We start from the raw sequence: 25,917 nt of genomic DNA on the forward strand, positions 1-25,917 counted from the left end.
CACAATGTACGGAGAAAATAAAAACGGGCAGCCATTGCCACCCGTTTTCAGAATCTTATTAAAGATTAGATAGCCCAGCCACCCGCGTAGAAGGTCACCAGTGCCGCGGCGATAACAACGGTACCAATGTTCAGCTTACGCCATTCGCCAGAAACCAGACGGCCAATAACCAGGGTCGCGAAACCGATCATAATGCCGGTCACGATGTTACAGGTCAGTACAATGAATACCGCCGTCACCAGCCCCGCCATCGCATCGACAAAATCAGCAAAGTCGATTTTCGCCACGTTACTCAACATCAGCAGGCCAACATACATCAACGCAGGAGCCGTTGCGTAACCTGGAACAAGGTAAGAAAGCGGAGAGAGGAACAGAATCAGCAGGAACAGCACGCCAACGGTGATTGCCGTCAGACCGGTTTTACCACCCGCTGCCGTACCCGCCGCAGACTCGATGTATACCGCGGCCGGAGCCGCCCCCACCAGGCCTGAGAAAACGCTGCTCAGGGAGTCGGTGGTCAGCGCTTTGCCGCCATCAATGATCTGCCCGTCTTTATCCAGCAGGTTCGCCTGACCGGCGACTGCACGGATGGTTCCGGTCGCATCAAAGACCGCCGTCATCACCAGCGCCAGTACGCTCGGCAGTACCACCGGATTCAGCGCGCCCATAATATCCAGGCTACCAATCAGCGAGTTACCATTTTCATCGCTCAGAGACGGCATAGCGAAAACGCCGGAGAAATGAACGTTAGGATCGAAGATCAGGCCCACAATCGAGATACCGATAATGGTCAGCAGAATGCCGCCCGGCACTTTCAGTTTTTCCAGACCGACGATCACCGCCAGACCTACCAGCGACATAATAACCGGGAAGGTGGCGAAATCACCCAGCGCAACCGGCAGACCGTCGAGCGGATTTTTAATGACCAGGCCAACACCATTCGCAGCAATCAGCAGCAGGAACAGGCCGATACCAATCCCCGTACCGTGCGCCACACCGTGTGGCAAGTTGCGCAAAATCCAGCTACGGATACCCGTTGCAGAAATGACTGTAAACAACACCCCCATCAGGAACACGGCGCCCAGCGCGACCGGAACGCTAATATGCTGCCCCAGCACCAGGCTGAATGCAGTAAACGCGGTCAGGGAGATAGCGCAACCGATAGCCAGCGGCAAATTGGCCCACAGCCCCATCGCGATAGAACCAATCCCGGCAACCAGACAGGTCGCAACAAAAACGGCTGCTGGTGGGAAGCCTGCTTTACCCAGCATGCCCGGAACGACGATGACCGAGTAGACCATCGCCAGAAACGTTGTTAACCCGGCAACCACTTCCTGACGGACAGTGCTTCCACGTTGTGAAATTTTAAACCAGGCGTCGAGTGAACCGCCGGTACGCGCTGATGGCGTAGACATAGAAAACATCCCCTGAGAGTTTATTTTTCGTCAAGATGCGTGGCGGACAATCCCCTGCCAGCGAAACGTTATCTTCCTGCTTCAGGTTTGCGACAATGTGGGGCGTCGCAAAAAAGCAAACGTTTAGCTCCGCGCATACAAAACGGGTGGTAAAAAAAAGCAAACGATTATCCGGCGATCATAGCGGCTTTTTCAACCGAAGTTTGCTGCTTTTTTCCCTTTTCTTGTATTGACGATGAAAAACCAGGCAATTGATGCGCAAACGTTATCGTCGATGCGCAAAATTACGGCATTTGTAGGTAGCTTGTAGCGAAGGGTTGCAGTAAAAAATCGTGCAAGATGGCAAAAACATTGCGTCTAAAAAACGTCTTTTTGCACTGGCGAAGATACGGAGGCGGCATACAATTAAAGTATCAACACCAACCGGAACCTCCACCACGTGCTCGAATGAGGTGTGTTGACGTCGGGGGAAACCCTCCTGTGTACCAGCGGGATAGAGTGAAAGACAAAGACCGGAAACAAACTAAAGCGCCCTTGTGGCGCTTTAGTTTTGCTCGTCTTCCAGCAAACGCGCGCCAGTACCTTCTTCCCCTAAGCGGTCGCCCGGGTTACGCAACGGGCAGTCGCTACGCGAAAGGCAGCCGCAGCCAATACAACCGTCCAGTTCATCTCGCAGAGCCACTAAGGTATGAATGCGCCGATCTAATTCTTCTCGCCATTGCGAAGAAAGCTGCTTCCACTCTTTGGCGCTTAATGTATGCCCTTCAGGCAACACACCAAATGCTTCACTAATAGTCGCCAATGGAATGCCAATACGTTGAGCAATCTTGATAATCGCCACATATCGCAGCACATCACGCTTATATCGTCGCTGATTGCCGCTATTTCGAATACTGGTAATCAGCCCTTTGCTCTCATAGAAATGCAGTGCAGATACCGCTACCCCACTGCGTTTCGCCACTTCGCCTGGGGTGAGCAAGGCTTTAATGCGGGGTAATTTCTTTTCCATAAATCGCTTTACCTCAAGTTAACTTGAGGAATTATACTCCCCAACAGATGAATTAACGAACTGAACACTGAAAAGAGGCAGATTTATGTCCCATCAGAAAATTATTCAGGATCTTATCGCATGGATTGACGAGCATATTGACCAGCCACTGAACATTGATGTCGTCGCAAAAAAATCAGGTTATTCAAAGTGGTACTTACAGCGGATGTTCCGCACGGTAACGCATCAGACACTTGGTGATTACATTCGTCAACGCCGCCTGTTACTGGCTGCCGTTGAGTTGCGCACCACCGAGCGCCCTATTTTTGATATCGCAATGGATCTTGGGTATGTCTCGCAGCAGACCTTTTCCCGCGTTTTCCGTCGGCAGTTTGATCGCACTCCCAGCGATTATCGCCACCGTATCTAGAATTATTGCCCGCACATTAACTCATGTGCGGGTAATTTCCCTGTCCATTCCATAAACATTTGCGGCGGCATCGCCTTTGCAAAGTACCAGCCCTGGCAATAACGCACGCCGCGTTTGCGCAGCCAATTAACTTGCTCCGACGTTTCTACCCCTTCCGCTATCGTTTTTAGCCCCAGACTGTGCGCCAGTTCAATGATGTGTTCCGCAATCAAATGGCTGGTTTTGTGCGTGGTCAGCGTCTCAACAAACGATTTATCGATTTTCAAAATATCGATATTCAATGAATTAAGGTTGTGTAAGTTGGAGTAGCCAATACCGAAGTCATCAATCGCAACTTCATAACCGGCCTGACGGAAAGCATGAATAATCGGCGTCATTTTGGTGACATCAAGAAACGCATGTTCAGTAACTTCAAATTTAATTTGCTGCGGACGCACCGCGTATTGCTCTATTTTCTGATTGGTTCGCGCAATTAAACGCGATGTATGAAAGTCGGAGGCCGACAGGTTAATAGAAACATAGCGATCGGCATGTGTTGCCAGATACGCCCCCAGATCGCTGAATACATTATCAATAACATAATCAGTGACTAACTCAATCATCCCCTCTTTTTCCGCCAATGGGATAAACTCTGCCGGACTCATCACTTGCCCCTGACCACCTGGCCAACGTAGCAACGCTTCAGCGCCAATACATTTTTCTGTTTTGATATCGATAATTGGCTGGTAATAAAGACAAAGCTGTCTTTTTTCGAGGGCGCGTTGCAATTTGCGTTTGGGTGACTGGTACTCCTGGCTAATCCGCAACCAGAGTAACAGGAGTACCAGACTACAAAAAATACCTGCGGGCAAAGCAAATATAAGATGATTATAAAAATGAGCGATAAGACGTTTATTTGAAGTGGCAACAATGGCCGCTATTGGGCGTTTTGTCGAATGTACCATTGCATACAAATGACCATTTCGTTGCACCGTTAAATCATTCAGATGAATTAACGGAGTAAACGTTTCAGCCGAGGCCTGGTTGCTTAACGAAAAAAAGGTTTTCGTCACCGTATCATACACGCCCCATTGTAGCGTCGGATCGTCAGATATCACCTCACTCCAGAATAAAGGATTGATGACCGCCACATAATTACCCCGCTGCATATAAGTCATTTTATAACCGGAGAAAAAAGGGGTATCGCGGTAATAATAGATAGAAATGTCAGGGTCACGCTTATAATCCGCGGGGGCGATCATATATCCGTCAGCAGGGGCGATAAGTGAAGAACATAAAAAATGGTTATCTTGGGCATATATCAGTTCATTGATATAAAGATAGCCACGAATAATATTCAACATTCGCTTTTGATGATCCGGTGTACAAACTTGCCCCTGATAGCGTTTCGCTTCATCGCTCGCTGAATCTGCCTGTTGAATGACCAGCTCGGATTTATCCAGCGCCAGTTGGGCAAAGACACGAAGCTGATTGTTCACTTCTGATTTTGCCCAAATGAAGGCAATCCATAGTGACAGGATGATGGGGAGGAGTGCTACAAAGATAATGCCCGGCAACGCCAGCAATTTGTGTCGTGCACGATGACTCATTTCTATCAATTCCCTGTCTGGTTATAGCTGGTCATTGCAAGGTGAAAACCCTGGCCACCGACGACGTTAGATAAATCTTACGGTATAAATAGCACTTTTGCCTGATTTGAAATTGATACCTTTATAATCGTTGTTTTATTAAAAATAACACGCTGATATCAAAAAGAATTTACTAAAAATACGGGTCAGTCAGGAAGATACGATATTTTGTATTTCCGCGACGCCACTGAAAAACCACAAAATAAGCATGCTAATAAAAATAGCGACTCTATCTGGCTAACAAACAACCAATTGTGATATAGTTCACAAAAATAATGAAACGCACTAATTGTTTCATTTTGGTATTTTGCAAGCCCCATGATAGCCAGAGTGCATCACGCCTCCCGTGAACAACACCGTGCTGTCCAGGGCATCGGTTATTTTCAGAGGAAATGTTCGATGGCTACCCTCACCACTGGCGTGGTTCTTCTTCGCTGGCAGCTTCTTAGCGCCGTACTGATGTTTCTGGCAAGTACGCTCAACATCCGTTTTCGTCGGTCTGATTACATAGGACTCGCGGTGATCAGTAGTGGCCTGGGCGTTGTTTCCGCCTGCTGGTTCGCGATGGGACTGCTCGGAATCACCATGATGGATATTGCCGCAATCTGGCACAATATTGAGTCGGTAATGGTCGAAGCCACAAATCAGGCACCGCCACAATGGCCGATGATTTTGGTGTGATATGCAGAAGCCTCCATTATGGAGGCTTCTTTTTTTATCCCTGGCAGATGCGCTAATCACCTACCTTAAAACAATATAATCTATTGTTTTAAAACAAAATCAGAATGGGATATCGTCATCGAAATCCATCGGCGGCTCGTTAGACGGCGCTGCCGGAGCGGACTGCTGCGGGCGAGACTGCGCGCCGCCGCTGAACTGATTGCCACCCTGCGGCTGCTGAGGCTGACCCCAACCGCCCTGCGGCTGACCGCCACCGACGTTACCGCCAGCCGGAGCGCCACCGCCCTGACGGCCACCCAGCATCTGCATGGTGCCGCCAACGTTCACCACCACTTCCGTGGTGTAGCGATCCTGACCGGATTGATCGGTCCATTTGCGGGTACGCAGCTGACCTTCGATATAAACCTGGGAACCTTTGCGCAGATATTCGCTGGCCACTTCAGCCAGTTTGCCGAACAGCACAACGCGGTGCCATTCAGTCTGCTCTTTCATCTCGCCGGTCGCTTTATCACGCCAGGATTCGGAAGTAGCCAGCGTAATGTTGGCAACTGCGCCACCATTTGGCATGTAGCGTACTTCCGGGTCCTGACCCAGATTACCAACGAGAATAACCTTGTTTACGCCTCTGCTGGCCATGTTCATGTCTCCTGAAAAAAAACGTTCTAATAAGTGTAAACGCGCGATTGTAGCATTACCAATAGCGGTTTTACTATGTTGTGACCTCGGTTCCGCTAAACAATTCTGGTCAAACATTGTTACATCGCGCTCTGGGTTTCACATTCCAACACTGTATATTCATTCAGGTCATTCTGTGTCATAATTAACCGTTTGTGATCGCCGGTAGCACCATGCCACCGGGCAAAAAAGCGTTTAATCCGGGAAAGGTGAATGGATAAGATCGAAGTTCGGGGCGCCCGCACCCATAATCTAAAAAACATCAACCTCGTTATCCCCCGCGACAAACTCATTGTCGTGACCGGGCTTTCGGGTTCTGGCAAATCCTCGCTCGCTTTCGACACCTTATATGCCGAAGGGCAGCGTCGTTACGTTGAATCCCTTTCCGCCTATGCGCGGCAGTTTCTGTCACTGATGGAAAAGCCGGACGTCGACCATATTGAGGGGCTTTCACCCGCCATCTCAATTGAACAGAAATCGACGTCTCATAACCCGCGCTCTACGGTGGGGACAATCACCGAAATCCACGACTATTTGCGTCTGCTGTACGCTCGCGTCGGTGAGCCGCGCTGCCCGGACCACGATGTTCCGCTGGCGGCGCAAACTGTCAGCCAGATGGTGGATAACGTGCTGTCGCAGCCGGAAGGTAAACGTCTGATGCTGCTGGCGCCGATTATTAAAGAGCGCAAAGGCGAACACACGAAAACGCTGGAGAATCTGGCAAGTCAGGGCTACATCCGTGCGCGCATAGATGGCGAAGTCTGCGATCTTTCCGATCCACCGAAACTGGAACTGCAAAAGAAACACACCATTGAAGTGGTTATTGATCGTTTCAAAGTGCGCGACGATCTCACCCAACGTCTGGCTGAGTCGTTTGAAACGGCGCTGGAGCTTTCTGGCGGTACAGCGGTCGTCGCTGATATGGACGATCCAAAAGCGGAAGAGCTGCTTTTCTCCGCCAACTTCGCCTGTCCGATATGCGGCTACAGTATGCGTGAACTGGAACCGCGTCTGTTTTCGTTTAACAACCCGGCGGGGGCCTGCCCGACCTGTGACGGCCTCGGCGTACAGCAATATTTCGATCCTGACCGCGTGATCCAGAATCCGGAACTGTCGCTGGCTGGCGGTGCGATCCGTGGCTGGGATCGCCGCAACTTCTATTACTTCCAGATGCTGAAATCGCTGGCAGATCACTATAAGTTCGACGTCGAAGCGCCGTGGGGCAGCCTGAGCGCGAACGTGCATAAAGTGGTGCTTTACGGTTCTGGCAAAGAAAACATCGAATTCAAATACATGAACGATCGTGGCGATACCTCCATTCGTCGTCATCCGTTCGAAGGCGTGCTGCATAATATGGAACGCCGTTATAAAGAGACGGAATCCAGCGCGGTACGCGAAGAGTTAGCCAAGTTTATCAGCAATCGCCCGTGTACCAGCTGCGACGGAACACGTCTGCGTCGGGAAGCACGCCACGTGTATGTCGAGAATACGCCGCTGCCAGCTATCTCCGACATGAGCATTGGTCATGCGATGGAGTTTTTCAACAATCTCAAACTCGCTGGTCAGCGGGCGAAGATTGCAGAAAAAATCCTCAAAGAGATTAGCGATCGTCTGAAATTCCTCGTTAACGTCGGTCTGAACTATCTGACACTTTCCCGCTCGGCAGAAACGCTTTCCGGCGGTGAAGCCCAGCGTATCCGTCTGGCGAGCCAGATTGGCGCGGGGCTGGTTGGCGTTATGTACGTGCTGGATGAGCCATCTATCGGCCTGCACCAGCGCGATAACGAGCGCCTGTTGGGTACGCTTATCCATCTGCGCGATCTCGGTAATACCGTGATTGTGGTGGAGCACGACGAAGACGCTATTCGCGCCGCTGACCACGTTATCGACATTGGCCCGGGCGCGGGTGTACACGGTGGTGAAGTGGTCGCGGAAGGTCCGCTGGAAGCGATTATGGCCGTGCCGGAGTCGTTGACCGGGCAGTACATGAGCGGCAAACGCAAGATTGAAGTGCCGAAGAAACGCGTTCCGGCGGATCCGGAAAAAGTGTTGAAGCTGACAGGCGCGCGTGGCAACAACCTGAAAGACGTAACGCTGACGCTGCCGGTCGGTCTGTTTACCTGCATTACAGGTGTTTCAGGTTCCGGTAAATCGACGCTGATTAACGACACGCTGTTCCCGATTGCCCAACGCCAGTTGAACGGCGCGACCATCGCCGAACCGGCACCGTATCGCGATATTCAGGGACTTGAGCATTTCGATAAAGTCATCGATATCGACCAAAGCCCGATTGGTCGTACTCCGCGTTCTAACCCGGCGACCTATACTGGCGTGTTTACGCCTGTGCGCGAACTGTTTGCGGGCGTACCGGAATCTCGTGCGCGCGGCTATACGCCGGGGCGTTTCAGCTTTAACGTCCGTGGCGGACGCTGCGAAGCCTGTCAGGGCGATGGCGTAATCAAAGTGGAGATGCACTTCCTGCCGGATATTTACGTACCGTGCGACCAGTGCAAAGGTAAACGCTATAACCGTGAAACGCTGGAGATTAAGTACAAAGGCAAAACCATCCACGAAGTGTTGGATATGACCATCGAAGAGGCGCGAGAGTTCTTCGATGCCGTACCTGCACTGGCGCGTAAGCTGCAAACGTTGATGGATGTTGGCCTGACGTATATCCGCCTCGGGCAGTCCGCAACCACGCTTTCCGGCGGTGAAGCCCAGCGTGTGAAGCTGGCGCGTGAACTGTCAAAACGCGGCACCGGGCAGACGCTGTATATTCTCGACGAGCCGACTACCGGCCTGCACTTTGCCGATATTCAGCAACTGCTCGACGTGCTGCATAAACTGCGCGATCAGGGCAACACCATTGTGGTGATTGAGCACAATCTCGACGTAATCAAAACCGCAGACTGGATTGTCGACCTGGGGCCGGAAGGTGGTAGCGGCGGCGGCGAGATCCTCGTCTCCGGTACGCCAGAAACCGTCGCAGAGTGTGAAGCATCACACACGGCACGCTTCCTCAAGCCGATGCTGTAATCGTTAAGGCCGCTTTCTGAGCGGCCTCAGATTATTGACAAAGTGCGCTTTGTTCTTGCCGGATGCGGTGTGAACGCCTTATCCGACCTACAAAAACATGCAATTTCAATATATTGCATGGGTTACGTAGGCCTGATAAGCGTCGCGCATCAGGCAATTTTGCGTTTGTCATCATTCTCAGGCCGCTTGCTGAACGGCTTTTTCCTTTCAGAGTTACGCCAGCAATTTACGTTTTTCTTCCGGCAGCAAATTCACCGCCTGCTGATAAGACGCATCGACCAGATAATAGATTTGCGAATCCGGCAACGAGCCGTCGAGATATACGGTGCTCCAGTGCGCTTTGTTCAGATGCCGACTGGGACGAACATCGCTATGCTGCTGTCGCAAAAGCTCGGCCAGCGCAGGGCTGGTTTTCAGCGAAACCGCTGGGCGATTTTCCACTTCTTTCACCATCGCAAAAAGCACATCTTCCACTTTGATTTGCGTTGCTTTCCAGTCACTATGCACACTCTGTTCTGCGCCTGGTTTTGCCATGCAATATTGTAGCAACTCCGAAATGGTCATTTTTTACTCCCCTTGTAGTGTCGCGATAATGCGACGCGAACCGCCGTGGATGCGATGTTCCCCAAGCCATATTCCCTGCCAGGTGCCGGTCTGAATACGCCCCTGATGCACTGGCAATACGAGCGATACCCCCAGCATCGAGGATTTGATATGAGAAGGCATATCGTCTGCCCCTTCATAGTCATGCTCATAGTTTCCGTTGTCGGGAACGGTGCGGAGGAAAAAACGCTCCATGTCATAGCGTACTGTGGGGTCGCAATTCTCATTAAGTGTCAGAGAGGCGGAAGTGTGTTGCAGCAACAGGTGCAGTAAACCGACATTAACACGCGGCATATCAGCTAGTTGAGTCAGGATTTCATCCGTTACCAAATGAAACCCACGAGATTTAGCGCTAAGCGTGAGCGTCTTTTGAAACCACATGTGCTGCTCCTTGATAAAACTCTCTTAATCAGTTTGCAGCAAGACAGCGAAAGGATAAAGGTGCGATTAAAAAAACAGCACTCGGGAGAGTCAGGCGCTCTCCCGACTTATCAGTATTCTGAATTGATGATCACCTCTTCATCGAATGCACCCGCTTGTGGCAAGGGTTTGTAGGTGGAGTTGGAGGCTCGCAGAATGCGGATGCCACGGATGCCAACATCACGTGCAGCGGTAATATCGTTATCGGAATCACCATAAAAAATTCGGATATTTTTATCCTGTAGCCACTGCGTTTTTGTATTTTGTCCTGCTTTATCGCCCGCAAAAATCACCGGGTTCATACTGGTTGCAGGAATGTGAAAGTCATCAGCCAGCGTTTTTGACACTGTTTCAGTTTTCGTAGGGCTACGACCTGTCACAAAGAAAATGGTGTCGCCACGGCGGACATGCATATCAATCAGCTGACGCGCGACCTCTTTTGGAATACTAAATTCATCCCAACCGTTGTTCATCTTTTCCCAGAATGCTGGGTTTTTTAGATAATCTTCGCTTTCTGGCGAGAACGTTTTTTTGCCGCGCCAGAATCCGGGGCTGGAAAACAAAACAGTGTCATCAATATCAAACCCAACAGCCATTTGTGGGCGTCCTGCTAGACTGTTTTCAATTTGGGCGACTGAAACCCAATGAATTGGTGCCTGTTCAGCGAGTTTGGCTACGTTAGTACCCGGATTAAGCGGTGAAGGTGATGAGGCCAGGGCAACAGCGGAACTGTTTAGAGCGAACAATAAGCAAACGGCACTCAATGCCTGTGTGATCTTGCGCATATTTTTCCCTAAATAGTCAGTAAGTTAAAACTTTTTATTGTGAGATTTGTTGAAAAAACCATCTGACCATAACGCCAGCAGCGGAGGAAAGGAAGGATTATCTGCGGTTTTGTTAGAGAAAGGGAGCAGGATCACATGAGAGAAGTTCGTGTTTTTTAATAGCTTAATGTCTATCCATGGAGTAGGTATATCTATTTAGTCCGTGGTTAATATCGCTTACCAGAAGTGAGCGGCTTTATATGAGGGGCAGAATATTTCTTTCTCTCTATTCTCAATGATACTAATTATATCAACAAGTTAAAATTGAGCAGGCGGCTGTTCAACCACCTGCTAACGACATTACATCACTGCTGCAAACGCCTTCGCCACGCGATGCACATTTTGCGCATTAAGTCCGGCAACACACATGCGGCCGCTGGCAATCAGGTAAACACCAAACTCGTCACGCAGTCGGTCAACCTGAGCAGCGCTTAAACCGGTATAACTGAACATGCCGCGCTGCTTAAGCAGATAATCAAAATTGCGTTCTGGCATCTCTTTACTCAATACCTTCACCAGTTCCTGACGCATCGCCAGAATACGGGTACGCATTTCTTCCACTTCTGCCAGCCAGCTAGCTTTTAACGCCGCATCATTCAGCACCGTAGCCACCACCTGCGCACCAAAATTCGGCGGGCTGGAGTAGTTGCGGCGAACAGTTGCTTTCAACTGCCCCAGTACGCGACCTGCGGCTTCGGCATCTTCACACACCACAGAAAGACCGCCGACACGCTCACCGTAGAGGGAGAAAATTTTCGAGAATGAATTGCTCACCAGAGCAGGTAATCCGACGCTGGCGATCGCGCGAATGGCATAGGCATCTTCTTCCATACCGGCACCAAATCCTTGATAGGCAATATCGAGGAATGGGATAAGCTCGCGTGCTTTGAGAATTTCAATCACCGCATCCCACTGGTCGTTGGTGAGATCGGCGCCCGTTGGGTTATGACAACAAGGATGCAGCAGCACAATGCTGCGGGCAGGTAATGTTTTCAGCGTCGCCAACAGGTCATTAAAACGCACGCCGTTAGTCGATTCGTCATACCAGGGGTAAGTATTCACTTCGAATCCAGCCCCTGCAAATATTGCTACGTGGTTTTCCCAGGTAGGATCGCTGACCCAGACGCCTGATTCCGGGAAGTAGCGTTTCAGGAAGTCAGCGCCTACTTTTAATGCCCCCGAACCACCGAGCGTCTGAATGGTCGCCACACGCTGTTGTTGTAGCACCGGATGGTCAGCGCCAAACAGCAGCGGCGAAATGGCATGGCGATAGCTGTTCAGCCCTTCCATCGGTAAATAAAGCGAAGCGCCATGAGGTTGTGCATTCAGACGCGCTTCCGCTTCCGCGACAGCTTTTAGTTGCGGAATAATCCCGTCTTCGTTGTAGTACAGACCGATACTCAAATTCACTTTGTCGCTGCGAGTGTCTTCTTTAAAACACTCCATAAGCGAAAGAATCGGGTCGCCAGCATAGGCGTCAACTTTTTGAAACACGCGATGGTTCTCCAGGTTTACGGGCAGGTGGTTAAAACACAATAAACCGGAAGATGGCGAAGATCGAGAGGATGTTCAGCGACGAACGGCAATTAACCAGAGGGTAAGACTGATGACAAACGCAAAACCACCAGAAGCATGACGTTTATCAGGCCTATGCGAGAATATCAATTTATTGAATTTACAAGATATTACGTGCCGGATAAGGCATTCACGCCGCATCCGGCACAGACAATCAACTATTACAGAACGATTAATCCACGTATTTCATCGCGACCCTTGACGTCAGGCGCGTGATAAGTTCGTAAGCACTCACTTTTGTTATTTCCGCGATACGCTCTACGGGCAAACCTTCACCCCATAAAATGACCTGGTCCCCGGCTTTATCCTGCGCCTGTGGACCTAAATCTACGCAGATCATATCCATCGCCACGCGACCAACAATCGGCACTTCACGACCATTAACCAGCACTGGCGTACCGGACGGCGCGGCGCGCGGGTAGCCATCGCCATAGCCCATCGCCACCACGCCAAGGCGGGTATCGCGTTCGCTAATCCAGGTGCCGCCATAGCCTACCGGTTCACCCGCTTTATGCTCACGCACGGCAATCAGGCTGGAGGTCAGAGACATCACTGGCTGGCAACCGAAATCAGCACCGGTGGAGCCATCTTCCAGCGGTGACACGCCGTAAAGAATGATGCCCGGGCGCACCCAATCAAAATGCGACTGCGGCCATAACAAAATTCCACCCGATGCGGCGATTGAACGCTTGCCGGGTTTGCCTTCGCAAAAGGTATTGAAGATATCGAGTTGTTTCTCAGTCGCGCCGCATTTTGGCTCATCAGCGCGAGCAAAGTGGCTGACAATATTCACCGGCTGACGGACGTTTTTACATTGCGTAAGACGTTGATAAAACGCCTCAGCTTGTTCCGGTAAAACGCCCAGTCGGTGCATACCGGTGTCGAGTTTCATCCAGACGGTAACTGGCTCCTCCAGACTGGCCTCTTCCAGAGCAGCAAGCTGTTCTTCGTTATGCACGGCGGTATGCAGATGTTCAGCGGAGATCGTCGGCAGATCGTCTGCTTCAAAAAAGCCTTCCAGTAACAATATAGGTTGCGTGATGCCCCCTGCTCTAAGCCGCAGGGCTTCTTCGAGACGGGCTACGCCAAAGGCGTCGGCATCAGGAAGCGTTCGCGCGGTTTCAAGAAGACCGTGACCATAAGCGTTCGCTTTCACCACCGCAACCAGTTTACTGGCGGGGGCCAGTTCACGCAGACGTTGCAAGTTGTGTCGCAGAGCGCGGCGGTTAATCACTACAGTTGCCGCTTGCATTTGTATTCCTTGATAAGTGTTTGCTTTAATTACCTAATACATAAAATAATTATTATTCGTCATCGTACTGCGGCCCCGCGTAGTTGTCGAAGCGCGACCATTGACCGTTAAAGGTCAGGCGTACCGTCCCGATTGGGCCGTTACGTTGTTTACCGATAATAATTTCCGCGATGCCTTTCAAATCACTGTTCTCGTGATAAACCTCATCACGATAGATAAACATGATCAAGTCCGCATCCTGCTCGATGGAGCCGGATTCACGCAAGTCGGAGTTGACCGGACGTTTGTCGGCACGTTGTTCCAGAGAACGGTTCAACTGGGACAGGGCCACCACCGGCACATTCAGTTCTTTTGCCAGCGCCTTCAGCGAGCGGGAGATTTCCGCAATTTCCAGCGTACGGTTGTCGGAAAGTGACGGCACACGCATCAGCTGCAGGTAGTCGATCATGATAAGCCCGATGCCGCCGTGCTCACGGGCAATACGACGCGCGCGCGAGCGCACTTCCGTTGGCGTCAGACCGGAGGAGTCATCAATATAGATGTTACGTTTCTCGAGCAAAATGCCCATCGTGCCGGAAATACGCGCCCAGTCTTCATCATCCAGTTGCCCGGTACGGATTTTGGTCTGGTCAACGCGCGACAGCGATGCCAGAGAACGCATCATAATCTGTTCCGATGGCATCTCCAGCGAGAAGATAAGTACCGGTTTATCCTGCAACATCGCCGCATTTTCGACGAGGTTCATCGCAAATGTCGTTTTACCCATCGACGGACGCGCCGCGACGATAATCAAGTCCGACGGCTGCAAACCGGCGGTTTTTTTGTTGAGATCGTCATAGCCGGTGTTTACCCCGGTGACGCCATCGTGCGGCTGCTGGAACAGTTGCTCAATACGCGCCACGGTAGCGTCGAGCACATCGGCGATGTTCTTCGGCCCTTCGTCTTTATTGGCGCGACTTTCGGCAATTTTAAAGACGCGGGATTCAGCAAGGTCCAGCAAGTCTTCACTGGTGCGCCCTTGCGGATCAAAACCAGCTTCGGCAATCTCGTTAGCAACTGAGATCATCTCACGGACAACAGCACGTTCCCGCACGATGTCAGCATAAGCGCTGATGTTCGCCGCACTTGGCGTATTTTTTGACAGCTCTGCCAGATAAGCGAAACCACCGACGCTATCAAGTTGCCCCTGGCGCTCCAGCGATTCCGCCAGAGTTATCAGGTCTATCGGGCTACCGCCTTCCTGCAAACGCGCCATTTCGGTAAAGATATGGCGGTGCGGACGGGTGTAGAAATCGTCTGCCACTACACGCTCGGCCACATCGTCCCAGCGTTCGTTATCCAGCATTAAACCGCCCAACACCGACTGCTCCGCTTCGATCGAGTGCGGAGGCACTTTCAGCCCGGCAACTTGTGGATCGCGTTCGCGAAGCTCAGCCTGCTGTTTGTTGAAGGGTTTATTTCCAGCCATAGTGAATGGAGTTACCTGCTGTTAAAAAAGGACTAGAGAGTATAGCGAGAAACGGTTTCTCGCTACAGCATTTAACGCCCCCGTCTTCCGGTAGAAGCGCGAATTTGCAGGGTTGGGCGATAGACGTAATGGCTGAGCGGTGCGTCTGGCTGCGCAATACGCCGTAAAATTTGCTGCGCCGCCTGTTTCCCCAGAGCCAATGGTTCTACCGCAATTGTGGTTAACGGCGGGTTACTGTAAGCACAAGCCGCCACGCCATCATTACCAATCAACGAAATATCTTCCCCGGCAAATAATCCTCTTTCGCCTAGTGCCGACTCCGCGCCAAAAGCCATTAAATCGTTATAACAAATCACCGCTGTGGGTGGCGAAGGCATATCCAACAGTTGTTGCATCAACTGGTAACCGTTGGCCTGAGTCGGTTCAGCACGCAGCGAAAAAGCATCAGTGCTCCACGGCTGTAAATCATGATGGTTCATCGCCTCCAGGTATCCCTGATAACGCATATGGTGCGTAAGTCCCCCAATAAACACGATGTCTCTGTGCCCTTGTTGAATGAGATATTCCGTAGCTTCCCGGACGCCTGCGTGGCTGTCCACGCCAACGTAATCGACGGGCAATTGTTGCCAGTCCAGAGGGCGCATTGTGATTAATAAGGGTGTGGAACTGTTGGCATAACGCTGTAAATCGGCTTCTGAGGTGCTGTTTACTGGACAGAGGACAATGCCCGCGACGTGGTGTTCCAGCAAGGTATCAAGTACCTGTTTTTGCCGATCGCTACGCTGGGAGGTATTGGACATTACGGTGATAAAACCGTGCTCCGCCAGCGTGATCTCAAGGCCCATTGTAAATTCAGCGAAAAAAGGGTTGGTCAAATCATCAATCACCACGCCGATAGTCAGCGATTTTTGTGAACGCAGATTGGCAGCAAAACGGTTATAGACATAGCCTAATTGCTCAATGGCTTGCTGGACTTTTTGTTGCGTCTCTTTTTTGATAAGCGGACTGTCGTTGAGTACCAGCGACACGGTCGATTTCGAAACGCCAGCCGCACGTGCAACATCGGTTAATGTTACCCGCTTTCTTCCTGTATCCGACTTCGCCATGACTACTCCAACCCCCCATAAGATCAAGGCATTTACTTTATCATAATCTCCTTTTACTCATGCGATCCGTTAACGCCATGGATCGCAGGAGATCGTCGTTTCGATCACAGATTCATACTTCCCTTGTTGTATTTTTTGCACGCCAATCGTACAAACTACGCATAAATTAGATCGTTCCAATTAATTTATAATAGCTATCATGTTGTTTTACATTGATATTTTTAATTATTTTTATATCGAAATAAGGAAATTATTATGTGCTCTGTACGCACGATCACTGCATCGGAAGCTGCAGATTTGATTGCTGATGGCGCAGTTGTCACCGTCTCCTCCTCCAGTGGAATGGGGTGTCCTGATGCCGTGCTGGCAGCAATAGGTGAACGCTTTCAACATGCCGGACATCCGCAAAACATCACCAGCATCCACCCTATCGCCGCAGGTGATATGTATGGCGTAAAAGGCATCGATCATCTGGCGCAATCGGGTTTACTGGCAAAAGTGATCGCTGGCTCCTACCCCTCCGGGCCATCATCAATGACGCCTCCGTTAATCTGGCAAATGATCAATGACAACGCGATCCCCGCCTGGAATCTGCCTTCCGGGATCTTATTTGATATGCACCGGGAAGCGGCGGCTCATCGTCCTGGCGTGCTGACACAAACAGGCATGGATACCTATGTGGATCCCCTGTTGCAGGGCGGCGCAATGAATGAAAAAGCGGCGCAACAATCTCTGGTTGAACGTGTTCGATTTGCTAACGACGACTGGCTGTTTTTCCCCAGCATCGTGCCCCAGGTAGCGATCATTCGCGCTACCACTGCCGATGAACGCGGCAACCTGACTTATGAACATGAAGGGGCTTATCTTGGGCCACTGGAACAGGCCACAGCTGTTCGCAATAACGGTGGCATCGTAATTGCGCAGGTAAAACGGCAGGTTGCCGCCGGAAGTCTGAAACCAAAAGAGGTGCGTATTCCGGGTGTACTGGTGGATTACATCGTGATTGCGCCGGAACAAACACAAACCACGCAAACACAATACGAACCTGCCATTTCCGGCGAAATCAGTCGTCCGCTGTCCGCCTTTCGTTATATGGAACATGGCCCGGCGCGGGTTATTGCCCAGCGAGTCGCGCAAGAACTACAAAGTGGAGATGCGGTAAATATTGGCTTTGGTATTTCTGCCAATGTACCGCGTATTTTACTGGAACAAGGTCGCCACGGTGATGTCACCTGGCTGCTGGAACAGGGCGCAATTGGCGGAGTTCCACTACTGGAATTTCAATTCGGCTGCGCCTCTAATGCAGAAGCATTTTTGCCCTCTCCCCAGCAGTTCACCTATTTCCAGGGCGGGGGTTTTGATCTCACTCTGATGTCATTTTTACAAATCGGCGCAGATGGCTCAGTAAACGTCTCGCATCTGCCTGCCCGTCCACATGTCACTGCCGGATGCGGTGGGTTTATTGATATCACTTCACATGCGAAGCGAATTATTTTCTCTGGCTTTTTCAATGCTGGTGCCCAGCTGCAACTGGATGATGGTCAGCTGCGTATCATTAAAGAAGGCAAAGCCAAAAAGCTGGTGCAAGAAGTCGCCCACGTGACGTTCTCCGGCAAACGCGCAATAAGACTCGGGCAGCAAGTGCAGTACATCACTGAACGCTGCGTTCTGGAATTAACACCAGACGGGCTACTGGTCACAGAAATTGCCCCTGGTATTGATCCTGAACGCGACATTCTCGCCCAAAGCGATGCCCCACTCCGTCTGGCAGACGATCTCAAGCTAATGAATCCCCACTATTTTCAACAAGGACGTCACCATGAATAACGGCACTATTGACCTCCAGCGCAACGCTTTCATTGCCACTCTGGTGATTAATCGTCCGGCGAAACTCAACGCATTAACCCCGGAGATGCTTGAACAGCTGCTGACACATTGCCACACGCTGGAAACGGATTCGGAGATCCGCGTGGTTCTGCTGACCAGCGCCAGTGAAAAAGCGTTTTGTGTTGGTGCGGATATTCATCGCTGGACCTCTCTTTCTGCACTTGATATGTGGCGCAACTGGATCCGCCGCGGTCATCAGGCATTTGACGCTCTGGCACAACTGCCACAACCCGTAATCGCCCTGGTGCACGGACTGGCTTATGGCGGTGGTCTGGAACTGGCTGCTACCGCCGATATCCGTATTTGTAGCGCCGAGGCTCGGATGGCGCTACCAGAAACCGGACTGGCGACAGTGCCTGGCTGGTCAGGAACGCAGCGGCTGACGGCACTACTTGGGCGTTCACTGGTGAAAGAACTGGTATTTACCGGCGAACCACTAGATGCACAGCGTGCGCTGTCCTGCGGGCTGGTGAATCGTGTTGTCGCCAGGGAAACGTTACACGACGCCGGGCTGCAACTGGCACAACGTATCGCCCAACGTGCTCCGGTTGCTGTGCAGATCGCCAAGCAAGTTATCGATGCCGGAGAAGGTATTGCCGTTGCCTCGACGCTTGAAGCGCTTGCTGGCGCTTTTTCCGCCACTACTGAAGATGCTCGTGAAGGAAGTCAGGCATTCGCCGAGAAGCGTCTCCCGCACTTTCAGGCGCGCTGAAAGCCTCTTACAAGGAAAGAAAGATAATGAATATGACAACCTCTGTTCCCCAAACGCCTTCTTTATTCCGGCGAATAATGACAAAACTTGCGGCCTTTGCGCCTGGCATCTTTCTTATTGGCTACAGCATTGGGACAGGCAGTATCACCACTATGGCGAAAGCGGGTGCAAACTATGGCGTCTCGCTGATGTGGACCGTGGCGCTTTCTTGCATTGTTACCTGGTTTTTAATCCGTATTTATGGTCGTTATGCTTCCGTCACAGGTGAACGCGCGTTGACTGCATTTCGTCGCCATATCCATCCTGGCGTTGCTATGTTGTTTCTGATCGGGTTAACCGTTGCCGTCAGTGGTTCCATTATGGGGGTAATGGGCATTCTGGCGGATGTAATGGCAACATGGTCCACGACCTGGTTTAGTGGCGGTATCTCAGCACTCGTCTGGGCTATCGCGATGGTCATTATGATTAACGTGATGCTCTGGACCAACAGCAACGCCGGGTTCGACAAAATCCTCTCCGCGCTGGTTGGCATTATGGGGCTGGCGTTTGTGATTAATTTTTTCATTATGATGCCGCCGGTCGCAGATCTGCTGGCCGGATTTATTCCGTCTGTTCCCGATCCTGTTGCTGGCGATAACAGTACGCCATTTCTGATAATTTCTGGCATGGTGGGTACCACCGTAGCGCCAGCAATGTTTCTTATGCGCACGACTCTGGTAAAAAGTAATGGTTGGGGTGTGGACAATCTGCCTCATCAAAATCGTGATGCCATTGTCAGTGCAGGAATGATGTTCATCATCAGTGCGGCGGTGATGGCTGCGGCTGCGGGTACGTTGTATCAAACTGGCACAGGTTTAAATAACGCCTCGCAAATGGTCATTATTCTCGAACCTATTGCTGGCTCGGCTGCCGTGGGACTATTTGTTATTGGTATTGTTGCTGCCGGGCTTTCCAGTCAGTTCCCGAATTTACTGTTAACGCCCTGGCTGCTGGCTGACTGGCGTGATACCAGCAACGAAGTTAGCCCAGGTTACCGTATCCTGATGACGGTTATGTCTCTGCTTTGTCTGGTTGTGCCGCTGTTCCACGCACGCCCGGTATTGGTGATGATTGCCAGCCAGGCCTTTAACGCCATTATTCTGCCGCTGACTGTTTTATGTATGTTCTGGCTGGCGAACAAGCCTTCGTTAATGGGCGAATATCGTTGCTCGCGCTGGGAAAACGTCATGTTTATTGCCATAAGCGCATTTACGCTAATCATGGGCTATATGGCAATGAGCGGCTTAATCGAAAGTCTGATGAAATAGGTGGGACGCAATGATTGACGAAACGCTAACGGCGCTCACTGATATCAAAATGCCCCATTACTCACCGCTGGCTCAAGCCAGCGGTAGTATCGACCTTAACGGCGCCATTTTACCTGAGTACCGCTGCAACACGCTGGTGCTAGGCAGTGGTGCTGCCGGATGGCGAGCTGCCGTCGAGCTGAAACGGCAAAATATCGATGTCATGGTAGCCTCCAGCAAAGCCTTCTGGGGCACTTCCGCCTGTTCTGGTTCTGATAAACAAACTCTCCACACCGCCAATACCCGTGCAAATGGTGACCATTTTCTGGCATTAAGTGACACTCTGGCGGCGGGCGGTTCGATGGATCATGACACTGCCTATGTTGAAGCCGTCGGCTCAGTGAACACCTGTGAAGTACTGAAATATCTGGGTCTGGATCTGCCAGAAGATCTCTTTGGCGCAACGTTGCGTTATCAAACCGATCACGATGAGTTCGGTCGCGCCACCAGTTGCGGCCCACGAACTTCTCGCCTGATGGTTAAAGTTCTGGCTCTGGAGGCAATGCGCCTTAATATTCCTCTGCGCGATCACACAACGGCGATTCGTATCCTGACCCGCGGTGAAGGAGAAAACAGACGAGTCGTAGGGGTGATCGCTATCGATAAATCCTGTCGGGATAATCCCTGGCGAATGATAGTGATTCGCTGCCAACATCTGGTTTTAGCCACGGGCGGGCCAGGTGAACTTTATCGTGACAGTGTCTATCCGGTGAACTGTTTTAGTGCGTTGGGCATGGCGTTGGAAGCAGGTATAAGCCTGGTGAATCTTACGGAGAGTCAGTTTGGTATAGGTACACCGCGCAGCCAATTTCCGTGGAATCTTTCCGGTACTTACATGCAAGCGATGCCGCGCATCTACTCGCAGGACCACTCCGGACGTCAGTATAATTTTCTGGCAGCTTATTACCCCACGACTCGTATGCTGGCCTCCGCGATATTTCGCAAAGGTTACCAGTGGCCGTTTCACGCGGAACGAATGCTGGAATATGGCTCCAGCCTGCTGGATGTCGCGGTGTATGAGGAGACACAAAAAGGGCGCGATGTTTTCCTCGATTTTCTGCGGGAACCCGAACCCGCAGCGGACGGAACGCCATTCAACCTGCGGGAACTGGATGATGATGTCATCGACTATCTGCAACAAAATCACGCCCTGCTGGCGCAACCGCTGGCGCGATTAACACAGATGAATCCTCTGGCTATTCGTTTGTATCAGATGCATGGTCATGATCTCACAGCCTCACCGCTAAAATTTACGCTAAACAATCAACATCTTAATGGCGGAATTGATGTTGATATTTGGGGGCGTACATCGCTAACTGGTTGTTATGCTGCCGGAGAAAATGCCGGAACACATGGTGTGACGCGTCCTGGTGGGTCGGCGCTCAATGCCGGGCAAGTTTTCGCCCGCCGCTGTGCATTGCATATTGCTCATCAGAAAAGTCAGGACCTCCCTCTCGAGAGGCAACAAATTCTCAGCACGATTAATGAGGCGCAACAGTTCCTGAATCAGGGGCTGCTGCGCGACGACGTGCGAGAAACGATACAAAATACCATGAGCCACCATGCTGCAATTTTGTGTCATACGCAGGGGATCAACACTGCCGCGCAAACTATAGCAACACTTTGTGAAGATATTCGCCGGGAAGGCATTCAAAGCGATGAAAACAGCCTCGCCCAATCTTTCCAGTGGCGGCAAAGTGCGCAACTGGCGCTGGCTGTACTGCGCTCTTTACAATGCTATATCGAAAATGGTGGCGGGAGCCGTGGCGCCAGGGCTGTCTATGATGGCGAAGCCGGTATCGCACCGCAAACGCCAGGTGGGCCACTCCTGACCTGGCGTTTTCGACCAGAAAATCAGGATGCCCGGCAATACATGATTTGTGTTTGTCTGGAAGCTAATGATTGCCATGCCTGGATTCGCTTGTGCCGTAAGCGGGGCGTATTAACGCTAACCAACTTTGAGCGCCAGTGGCAAAACTGGATTGCGGCGACGCTGTTTCAATACTGACCAGAGATATTCCGGGTTGTGACCACTGCCCGGAAAAAATCCCCGCGCGGCCCGGCGACTACTGTTAGGCTTAAAACAGATATGTCGCTCAGTAAAGGAGTTTAAATGGCAACACGCATCGAATTTCACAAGCACGGTGGCCCGGAAGTTCTGCAAGCCGTGGAGTTCACGCCTGTCGATCCGGCAGAGAATGAAATCCAGGTCGAAAATAAAGCCATTGGCATTAATTTTATCGACACGTATATCCGCAGCGGCCTTTATCCGCCGCCATCGCTGCCCAGTGGATTAGGCACAGAAGCGGCTGGCATCGTGAGCAAAGTCGGTAGCGGCGTGAAGCATATTAAAGCAGGCGATCGCGTGGTTTATGCACAGTCAACGTTAGGGGCTTACAGCTCTGTGCATAACGTCAATGCCGATAAAGCCGCAATTCTTCCCGCGGCGATCTCTTTTGAGCAAGCCGCCGCATCATTCCTGAAAGGCTTAACGGTTTATTATCTGCTACGCAAAACGTATGAAATCAAACCTGACGAACAGTTCCTGTTCCATGCGGCTGCTGGCGGCGTGGGCTTAATTGCCTGTCAGTGGGCAAAAGCCTTAGGGGCAAAACTTATCGGCACCGTGGGAACGGCGCAAAAAGCGCAAAGCGCCTTAAAAGCAGGCGCGTGGCAGGTGATTAACTATCGCGAAGAGAATCTGGTCGAGCGGTTAAAAGAGATTACCGACGGCAAGAAAGTGCGCGTAGTGTACGATTCCGTGGGTAGAGACACCTGGGAACGCTCGCTGGATTGCCTGCAACGTCGCGGTTTAATGGTCAGTTTTGGCAACTCATCAGGCGCGGTGACGGGTGTGAACTTAGGCATTCTCAATCAGAAAGGCTCGCTATATGTAACGCGCCCTTCCCTACAAGGCTATATCACTACGCGGGATGAGTTAACCGAAGCCAGTAATGAACTGTTTTCTTTGATTGCCAGCGGCGTAATTAAAGTGGATGTCGCAGAACATCAGAAATACCCGCTGAAGGATGCGCGGCGTGCGCATGAGATTCTGGAAAGCCGGGCGACGCAGGGTTCCAGCTTACTGATTCCATAAAGAAATTGGGCTTCCACCTGGGAAGCCCTTTCTTTTATAGTTCGGCTGTATGTAGGGTACAGCTCGATGAATTTGTTTGACGCGCAATAGTGACAGATTTGATTATCAATTCCTATTTTGTTCTAAGGATAAAACCTGAGGTTGTGATCATCCGCACAATCCCTTAGTAACGCCAGCGGTCATAACGCTGATATTTCGGCACTTTTGGTGCTTTAATCGCCTTGATCACCCACACTACCGCAATCGCCAACAGCAGCCACGGCAGCAACTTAATCATCAATGCCAGCATCCCACCGAGGAACATAATGGCCGTCGCCACAACCAGCGCAGCGATAATGCCCAGCAATGAAACGCCGGTGACCATCAACATGACAAAAAAGCCAATCACAAAAAGTAGTTCCAGCATGATGTTCTCCCAAATATGAAATCTCTTGCTGGCTTTACAAGAATCATGCCAGAAATAACATATTGATTTATCAACAAAACGCCCCGCGTCGAAGCGCAGGGCGTGGTGAATTTGACTACTTTGTGGTGAAAAATTAACGCTTATCAGCCACCAGCTTGAGCGCATGTTCCAGCACGTTAATGTCAGCGCCCGCTTTATGGGCATTTTCACTTAAATACCGCCGCCACTGACGCGCGCCGGGAATCCCCTGGAACAGCCCCAGCATATGCCGGGTGATATGACCGAGATACGTCCCCTGGCTGAGTTCACGCTCAATGTACGGGTACATGGCGCGCACCACTGCCACCGGGTCGGCATCGGTATCCGAGGAACCAAAAATCTCACGATCCACCGCCGCCAGAATGCCTGGGTTTTGATACGCTTCACGCCCGACCATCACGCCATCCATATGTTGCAGGTGTGCTTTAGCCTCTTCCAGTGACTTGATGCCGCCGTTAATCGACATAGTCAGATGCGGGAAATCACGCTTCAGTTGATAGACGCGCGGGTAATCGAGCGGCGGGATCTCACGGTTTTCTTTTGGGCTTAAACCGGAGAGCCAGGCTTTACGCGCGTGGATGATAAACATCTCGCATTCGCCTTTGCCGGAAACGGTGTCGATAAAATCACAGAGAAATTCATAGCTGTCCTGGTCGTCAATGCCAATACGCGTTTTCACCGTCACTGGAATCGACACTACATCGCGCATCGCTTTTACGCAGTCAGCCACCAGTTGCGCATTCCCCATCAGGCACGCGCCAAACATGCCGTTCTGTACCCGGTCTGACGGGCAGCCGACATTCAGGTTGATCTCATCATATCCGCGCGCTTCTGCCAGCTTCGCGCACTGCGCCAGCGCCGCCGGATCGCTACCGCCCAACTGCAACGCCACCGGATGCTCTTCTTCACTGTATGCCAGGTAATCACCTTTACCGTGAATAATCGCCCCTGTGGTCACCATTTCGGTATAGAGCAACGTATTACGGGAGAGCAGACGCAGGAAATAACGGCAGTGTCTGTCCGTCCAGTCGAGCATGGGAGCAATGCTAAACCGAGAATTCCAGTAAACACCAGTTTTTTCAGGCATCACGCTGGTTTGATTAATTTTTTGTGTTTCATGATTATCGTGCATTTTTGAACATTTCAGGCTATTTTTCTCGCGTTAGGTTCCCGCACAGGTTCCCACGTTTTATGGGAACCCGAAATAACGAGGTCGTGTAATGGCGTACTATAACATAGAGAAACGACTAAAATCCGATGGCACACCACGCTATCGCTGTAATGTGATTATCAAAGAAAAAGGTGTTATCACTTACAGGGAAAGCAAAACATTCCCTAAACATGCTCATGCCAAAACATGGGGCACACAGAAAGTGATGGAATTAGATCTATATGGCATTCCATCATCAAATGCAGTTGACGGACTTACAGTCCGTGACTTACTACACAAATATTTAAATGACCCAAATGCCGGAGGTAAAGCAGGCCGTACTAAAAGATATGTGCTAGAACTGCTTATGGATAGTGACATCTCCGCGATCAAACTATCTGAACTGACAGAAAATGACGTAATTGAACATTGCAGGCTAAGAAACAACGCTGGCGCAGGTCCAGCAACAGTCAGCCACGATGTTAGTTATCTTGGCAGTGTTCTGGATGCGGCCAAACCTGTATACGGAATTAATTACACATCAAACCCGGCGAAAAGTGCTCGTCCATATTTACTTAAACTTGGTTTGATTGGTAAATCATACCGTCGTAATCGTAGACCAGCATCTGATGAACTGGACATGCTCATTGAAGGCCTTCAACAACGATCTACTCATAAATGCTCAAAAATTCCGTTCGTTGATATCCTCAAATTTTCTGTGTGGTCCTGTATGCGAATCGGAGAAGTATGCCGGTTACGATGGGAAGATCTCGACCAGGAACAAAAATCTATACTCGTAAGAGACAGGAAAGATCCACGCAAAAAGGAAGGCAACCACATGAAAGTAGCCTTGCTTGGGGAAGCCTGGGATATCGTCCAACGACAGCCCCAAAAATCGGAATTCATTTTTCCATATAACAGCACTTCTGTTACTGCGGGATTTCAGAGGGTAAGAAGCAAATTAGGTATTAAGGATCTGCGATACCATGATTTGCGTAGAGAAGGGGCAAGTCGCTTATTTGAGGCTGGTTTTAGTATTGAGGAAGTCGCCCAGGTTACAGGGCATCGTTCATTAAACGTGCTATGGCAGGTATATACCGAACTGTATCCGAAATCTTTACATAATCGTTTTGAAGAGCTCCAAAGGAGCAGAAATAAGACCTCTTGACACTGTTTATC

General features: G+C 50.9%; 22 protein-coding genes. 9 read left to right on the top strand and 13 right to left on the bottom strand.

Going from position 1 to position 25,917, the window contains the following annotated elements; all coding sequences use genetic code 11:
• Positions 1-65: 65 nt before the first annotated feature.
• Together ghxP and soxR are read right to left on the bottom strand one after the other, a co-directional pair.
• Positions 66-1,415, bottom strand: a complete 1,350-nt coding sequence (gene ghxP, locus AACS80_RS05145; RefSeq protein WP_130205830.1) for a guanine/hypoxanthine transporter GhxP — start codon at positions 1,413-1,415, stop codon at positions 66-68.
• Positions 1,416-1,959: 544 nt separating this feature from the next.
• The gene (gene soxR / locus AACS80_RS05150; RefSeq protein WP_000412432.1) at positions 1,960-2,424 is read right to left on the bottom strand and encodes a redox-sensitive transcriptional activator SoxR; all 465 of its coding nucleotides are present in this window, start codon (positions 2,422-2,424) and stop codon (positions 1,960-1,962) included.
• Positions 2,425-2,509: 85 nt separating this feature from the next.
• Here soxR and soxS point away from each other — a divergent pair, with 85 nt between their 5' ends.
• Entirely contained in the window at positions 2,510-2,833 is a 324-nt protein-coding gene (gene soxS, locus AACS80_RS05155; RefSeq protein WP_000019357.1) for a superoxide response transcriptional regulator SoxS, read from the top strand.
• 2 nt (positions 2,834-2,835) lie between these two features.
• On the opposite strand, the gene AACS80_RS05160 is transcribed toward soxS, so the two are convergent.
• Positions 2,836-4,422, bottom strand: coding sequence for an EAL domain-containing protein (locus AACS80_RS05160; protein WP_131161378.1), 1,587 nt, complete (start codon positions 4,420-4,422; stop codon positions 2,836-2,838).
• A gap of 438 nt (positions 4,423-4,860) precedes the next feature.
• Between AACS80_RS05160 and AACS80_RS05165 the strand changes: the two genes are divergently transcribed.
• Positions 4,861-5,142, top strand: coding sequence for a YjcB family protein (locus AACS80_RS05165; RefSeq protein ID WP_130205826.1), 282 nt, complete (start codon positions 4,861-4,863; stop codon positions 5,140-5,142).
• 99 nt (positions 5,143-5,241) lie between these two features.
• On the opposite strand, the gene ssb1 is transcribed toward AACS80_RS05165, so the two are convergent.
• Positions 5,242-5,778 (bottom strand): single-stranded DNA-binding protein SSB1, encoded by a 537-nt coding sequence (gene ssb1 / locus AACS80_RS05170; protein WP_000168309.1) that lies wholly within the window; start codon positions 5,776-5,778, stop codon positions 5,242-5,244.
• 252 nt (positions 5,779-6,030) lie between these two features.
• Between ssb1 and uvrA the strand changes: the two genes are divergently transcribed.
• Positions 6,031-8,853 carry an excinuclease ABC subunit UvrA gene (uvrA, locus tag AACS80_RS05175; RefSeq protein WP_135410834.1) on the top strand — a complete coding sequence of 941 codons (2,823 nt, stop codon included), beginning with the start codon at positions 6,031-6,033 and terminating at the stop codon, positions 8,851-8,853.
• Positions 8,854-9,066: 213 nt separating this feature from the next.
• On the opposite strand, the gene AACS80_RS05180 is transcribed toward uvrA, so the two are convergent.
• The 7 genes from AACS80_RS05180 to AACS80_RS05210 all read right to left on the bottom strand — a co-directional run bounded on the left by AACS80_RS05180 (position 9,067) and on the right by AACS80_RS05210 (position 16,101).
• Positions 9,067-9,417, bottom strand: coding sequence for an MmcQ/YjbR family DNA-binding protein (locus AACS80_RS05180; protein ID WP_135408646.1), 351 nt, complete (start codon positions 9,415-9,417; stop codon positions 9,067-9,069).
• A 3-nt stretch (positions 9,418-9,420) separates the two neighbouring features.
• The gene (locus AACS80_RS05185; protein WP_130205818.1) at positions 9,421-9,837 is read right to left on the bottom strand and encodes a secondary thiamine-phosphate synthase enzyme YjbQ; all 417 of its coding nucleotides are present in this window, start codon (positions 9,835-9,837) and stop codon (positions 9,421-9,423) included.
• A 110-nt stretch (positions 9,838-9,947) separates the two neighbouring features.
• Positions 9,948-10,661, bottom strand: a complete 714-nt coding sequence (gene aphA / locus AACS80_RS05190) for an acid phosphatase AphA (RefSeq protein WP_130205816.1) — start codon at positions 10,659-10,661, stop codon at positions 9,948-9,950.
• Positions 10,662-11,000: 339 nt separating this feature from the next.
• Positions 11,001-12,194 (bottom strand): aromatic amino acid transaminase, encoded by a 1,194-nt coding sequence (tyrB, locus tag AACS80_RS05195; RefSeq protein ID WP_135410833.1) that lies wholly within the window; start codon positions 12,192-12,194, stop codon positions 11,001-11,003.
• Positions 12,195-12,447: 253 nt separating this feature from the next.
• On the bottom strand, positions 12,448-13,527 hold the full coding sequence (gene alr, locus AACS80_RS05200) for an alanine racemase (protein WP_130218569.1): 1,080 nt from the start codon (positions 13,525-13,527) through the stop codon (positions 12,448-12,450).
• A gap of 52 nt (positions 13,528-13,579) precedes the next feature.
• Entirely contained in the window at positions 13,580-14,995 is a 1,416-nt protein-coding gene (gene dnaB / locus AACS80_RS05205; RefSeq protein WP_130205810.1) for a replicative DNA helicase, read from the bottom strand.
• 71 nt (positions 14,996-15,066) lie between these two features.
• The gene (locus AACS80_RS05210) at positions 15,067-16,101 is read right to left on the bottom strand and encodes a LacI family DNA-binding transcriptional regulator (RefSeq protein ID WP_130205808.1); all 1,035 of its coding nucleotides are present in this window, start codon (positions 16,099-16,101) and stop codon (positions 15,067-15,069) included.
• Positions 16,102-16,356: 255 nt separating this feature from the next.
• Here AACS80_RS05210 and AACS80_RS05215 point away from each other — a divergent pair, with 255 nt between their 5' ends.
• The 5 genes from AACS80_RS05215 to AACS80_RS05235 all read left to right on the top strand — a co-directional run bounded on the left by AACS80_RS05215 (position 16,357) and on the right by AACS80_RS05235 (position 23,143).
• On the top strand, positions 16,357-17,928 hold the full coding sequence (locus tag AACS80_RS05215; RefSeq protein WP_135408642.1) for an acyl CoA:acetate/3-ketoacid CoA transferase: 1,572 nt from the start codon (positions 16,357-16,359) through the stop codon (positions 17,926-17,928).
• Entirely contained in the window at positions 17,921-18,700 is a 780-nt protein-coding gene (locus AACS80_RS05220; protein ID WP_135410832.1) for an enoyl-CoA hydratase/isomerase family protein, read from the top strand. Before AACS80_RS05215 ends, AACS80_RS05220 begins: the two co-directional genes overlap by 8 nt.
• A 77-nt stretch (positions 18,701-18,777) precedes the next feature.
• The gene (locus tag AACS80_RS05225; protein WP_167852434.1) at positions 18,778-20,007 is read left to right on the top strand and encodes an Nramp family divalent metal transporter; all 1,230 of its coding nucleotides are present in this window, start codon (positions 18,778-18,780) and stop codon (positions 20,005-20,007) included.
• A gap of 10 nt (positions 20,008-20,017) precedes the next feature.
• Positions 20,018-22,054, top strand: coding sequence for an FAD-dependent oxidoreductase (locus AACS80_RS05230; RefSeq protein ID WP_135410830.1), 2,037 nt, complete (start codon positions 20,018-20,020; stop codon positions 22,052-22,054).
• A 105-nt stretch (positions 22,055-22,159) separates the two neighbouring features.
• A complete protein-coding gene (locus tag AACS80_RS05235; RefSeq protein WP_130224282.1) occupies positions 22,160-23,143 on the top strand; it encodes a quinone oxidoreductase in 984 nt (327 codons plus the stop codon).
• Positions 23,144-23,306: 163 nt separating this feature from the next.
• On the opposite strand, the gene pspG is transcribed toward AACS80_RS05235, so the two are convergent.
• Positions 23,307-23,549, bottom strand: coding sequence for an envelope stress response protein PspG (gene pspG, locus AACS80_RS05240; protein WP_000891404.1), 243 nt, complete (start codon positions 23,547-23,549; stop codon positions 23,307-23,309).
• A gap of 133 nt (positions 23,550-23,682) precedes the next feature.
• The gene (gene dusA, locus AACS80_RS05245) at positions 23,683-24,720 is read right to left on the bottom strand and encodes a tRNA dihydrouridine(20/20a) synthase DusA (protein WP_135410829.1); all 1,038 of its coding nucleotides are present in this window, start codon (positions 24,718-24,720) and stop codon (positions 23,683-23,685) included.
• Positions 24,721-24,808: 88 nt separating this feature from the next.
• Here dusA and AACS80_RS05250 point away from each other — a divergent pair, with 88 nt between their 5' ends.
• Positions 24,809-25,906 carry a tyrosine-type recombinase/integrase gene (locus AACS80_RS05250; RefSeq protein ID WP_135410828.1) on the top strand — a complete coding sequence of 366 codons (1,098 nt, stop codon included), beginning with the start codon at positions 24,809-24,811 and terminating at the stop codon, positions 25,904-25,906.
• The last annotated feature ends 11 nt before the right edge of the window (positions 25,907-25,917 follow it).

Origin of the sequence: Escherichia sp. E4385 (assembly GCF_963883145.1) — a bacterium.
GTDB lineage: Bacteria > Pseudomonadota > Gammaproteobacteria > Enterobacterales > Enterobacteriaceae > Escherichia.

Coding starts and splice junctions, on each gene's coding strand:
- ghxP (WP_130205830.1), bottom strand. CDS start 1,415: ATGTCTACGCCATCAGCGCGTACCGGCGGTTCACTCGACGCCTGGTTT.
- soxR (WP_000412432.1), bottom strand. CDS start 2,424: ATGGAAAAGAAATTACCCCGCATTAAAGCCTTGCTCACCCCAGGCGAA.
- soxS (WP_000019357.1), top strand. CDS start 2,510: ATGTCCCATCAGAAAATTATTCAGGATCTTATCGCATGGATTGACGAG.
- AACS80_RS05160 (WP_131161378.1), bottom strand. CDS start 4,422: ATGAGTCATCGTGCACGACACAAATTGCTGGCGTTGCCGGGCATTATC.
- AACS80_RS05165 (WP_130205826.1), top strand. CDS start 4,861: ATGGCTACCCTCACCACTGGCGTGGTTCTTCTTCGCTGGCAGCTTCTT.
- ssb1 (WP_000168309.1), bottom strand. CDS start 5,778: ATGGCCAGCAGAGGCGTAAACAAGGTTATTCTCGTTGGTAATCTGGGT.
- uvrA (WP_135410834.1), top strand. CDS start 6,031: ATGGATAAGATCGAAGTTCGGGGCGCCCGCACCCATAATCTAAAAAAC.
- AACS80_RS05180 (WP_135408646.1), bottom strand. CDS start 9,417: ATGACCATTTCGGAGTTGCTACAATATTGCATGGCAAAACCAGGCGCA.
- AACS80_RS05185 (WP_130205818.1), bottom strand. CDS start 9,837: ATGTGGTTTCAAAAGACGCTCACGCTTAGCGCTAAATCTCGTGGGTTT.
- aphA (WP_130205816.1), bottom strand. CDS start 10,661: ATGCGCAAGATCACACAGGCATTGAGTGCCGTTTGCTTATTGTTCGCT.
- alr (WP_130218569.1), bottom strand. CDS start 13,527: ATGCAAGCGGCAACTGTAGTGATTAACCGCCGCGCTCTGCGACACAAC.
- dnaB (WP_130205810.1), bottom strand. CDS start 14,995: ATGGCTGGAAATAAACCCTTCAACAAACAGCAGGCTGAGCTTCGCGAA.
- AACS80_RS05210 (WP_130205808.1), bottom strand. CDS start 16,101: ATGGCGAAGTCGGATACAGGAAGAAAGCGGGTAACATTAACCGATGTT.
- AACS80_RS05215 (WP_135408642.1), top strand. CDS start 16,357: ATGTGCTCTGTACGCACGATCACTGCATCGGAAGCTGCAGATTTGATT.
- AACS80_RS05220 (WP_135410832.1), top strand. CDS start 17,921: ATGAATAACGGCACTATTGACCTCCAGCGCAACGCTTTCATTGCCACT.
- AACS80_RS05225 (WP_167852434.1), top strand. CDS start 18,778: ATGACAAAACTTGCGGCCTTTGCGCCTGGCATCTTTCTTATTGGCTAC.
- AACS80_RS05230 (WP_135410830.1), top strand. CDS start 20,018: ATGATTGACGAAACGCTAACGGCGCTCACTGATATCAAAATGCCCCAT.
- AACS80_RS05235 (WP_130224282.1), top strand. CDS start 22,160: ATGGCAACACGCATCGAATTTCACAAGCACGGTGGCCCGGAAGTTCTG.
- pspG (WP_000891404.1), bottom strand. CDS start 23,549: ATGCTGGAACTACTTTTTGTGATTGGCTTTTTTGTCATGTTGATGGTC.
- dusA (WP_135410829.1), bottom strand. CDS start 24,720: ATGCACGATAATCATGAAACACAAAAAATTAATCAAACCAGCGTGATG.
- AACS80_RS05250 (WP_135410828.1), top strand. CDS start 24,809: ATGGCGTACTATAACATAGAGAAACGACTAAAATCCGATGGCACACCA.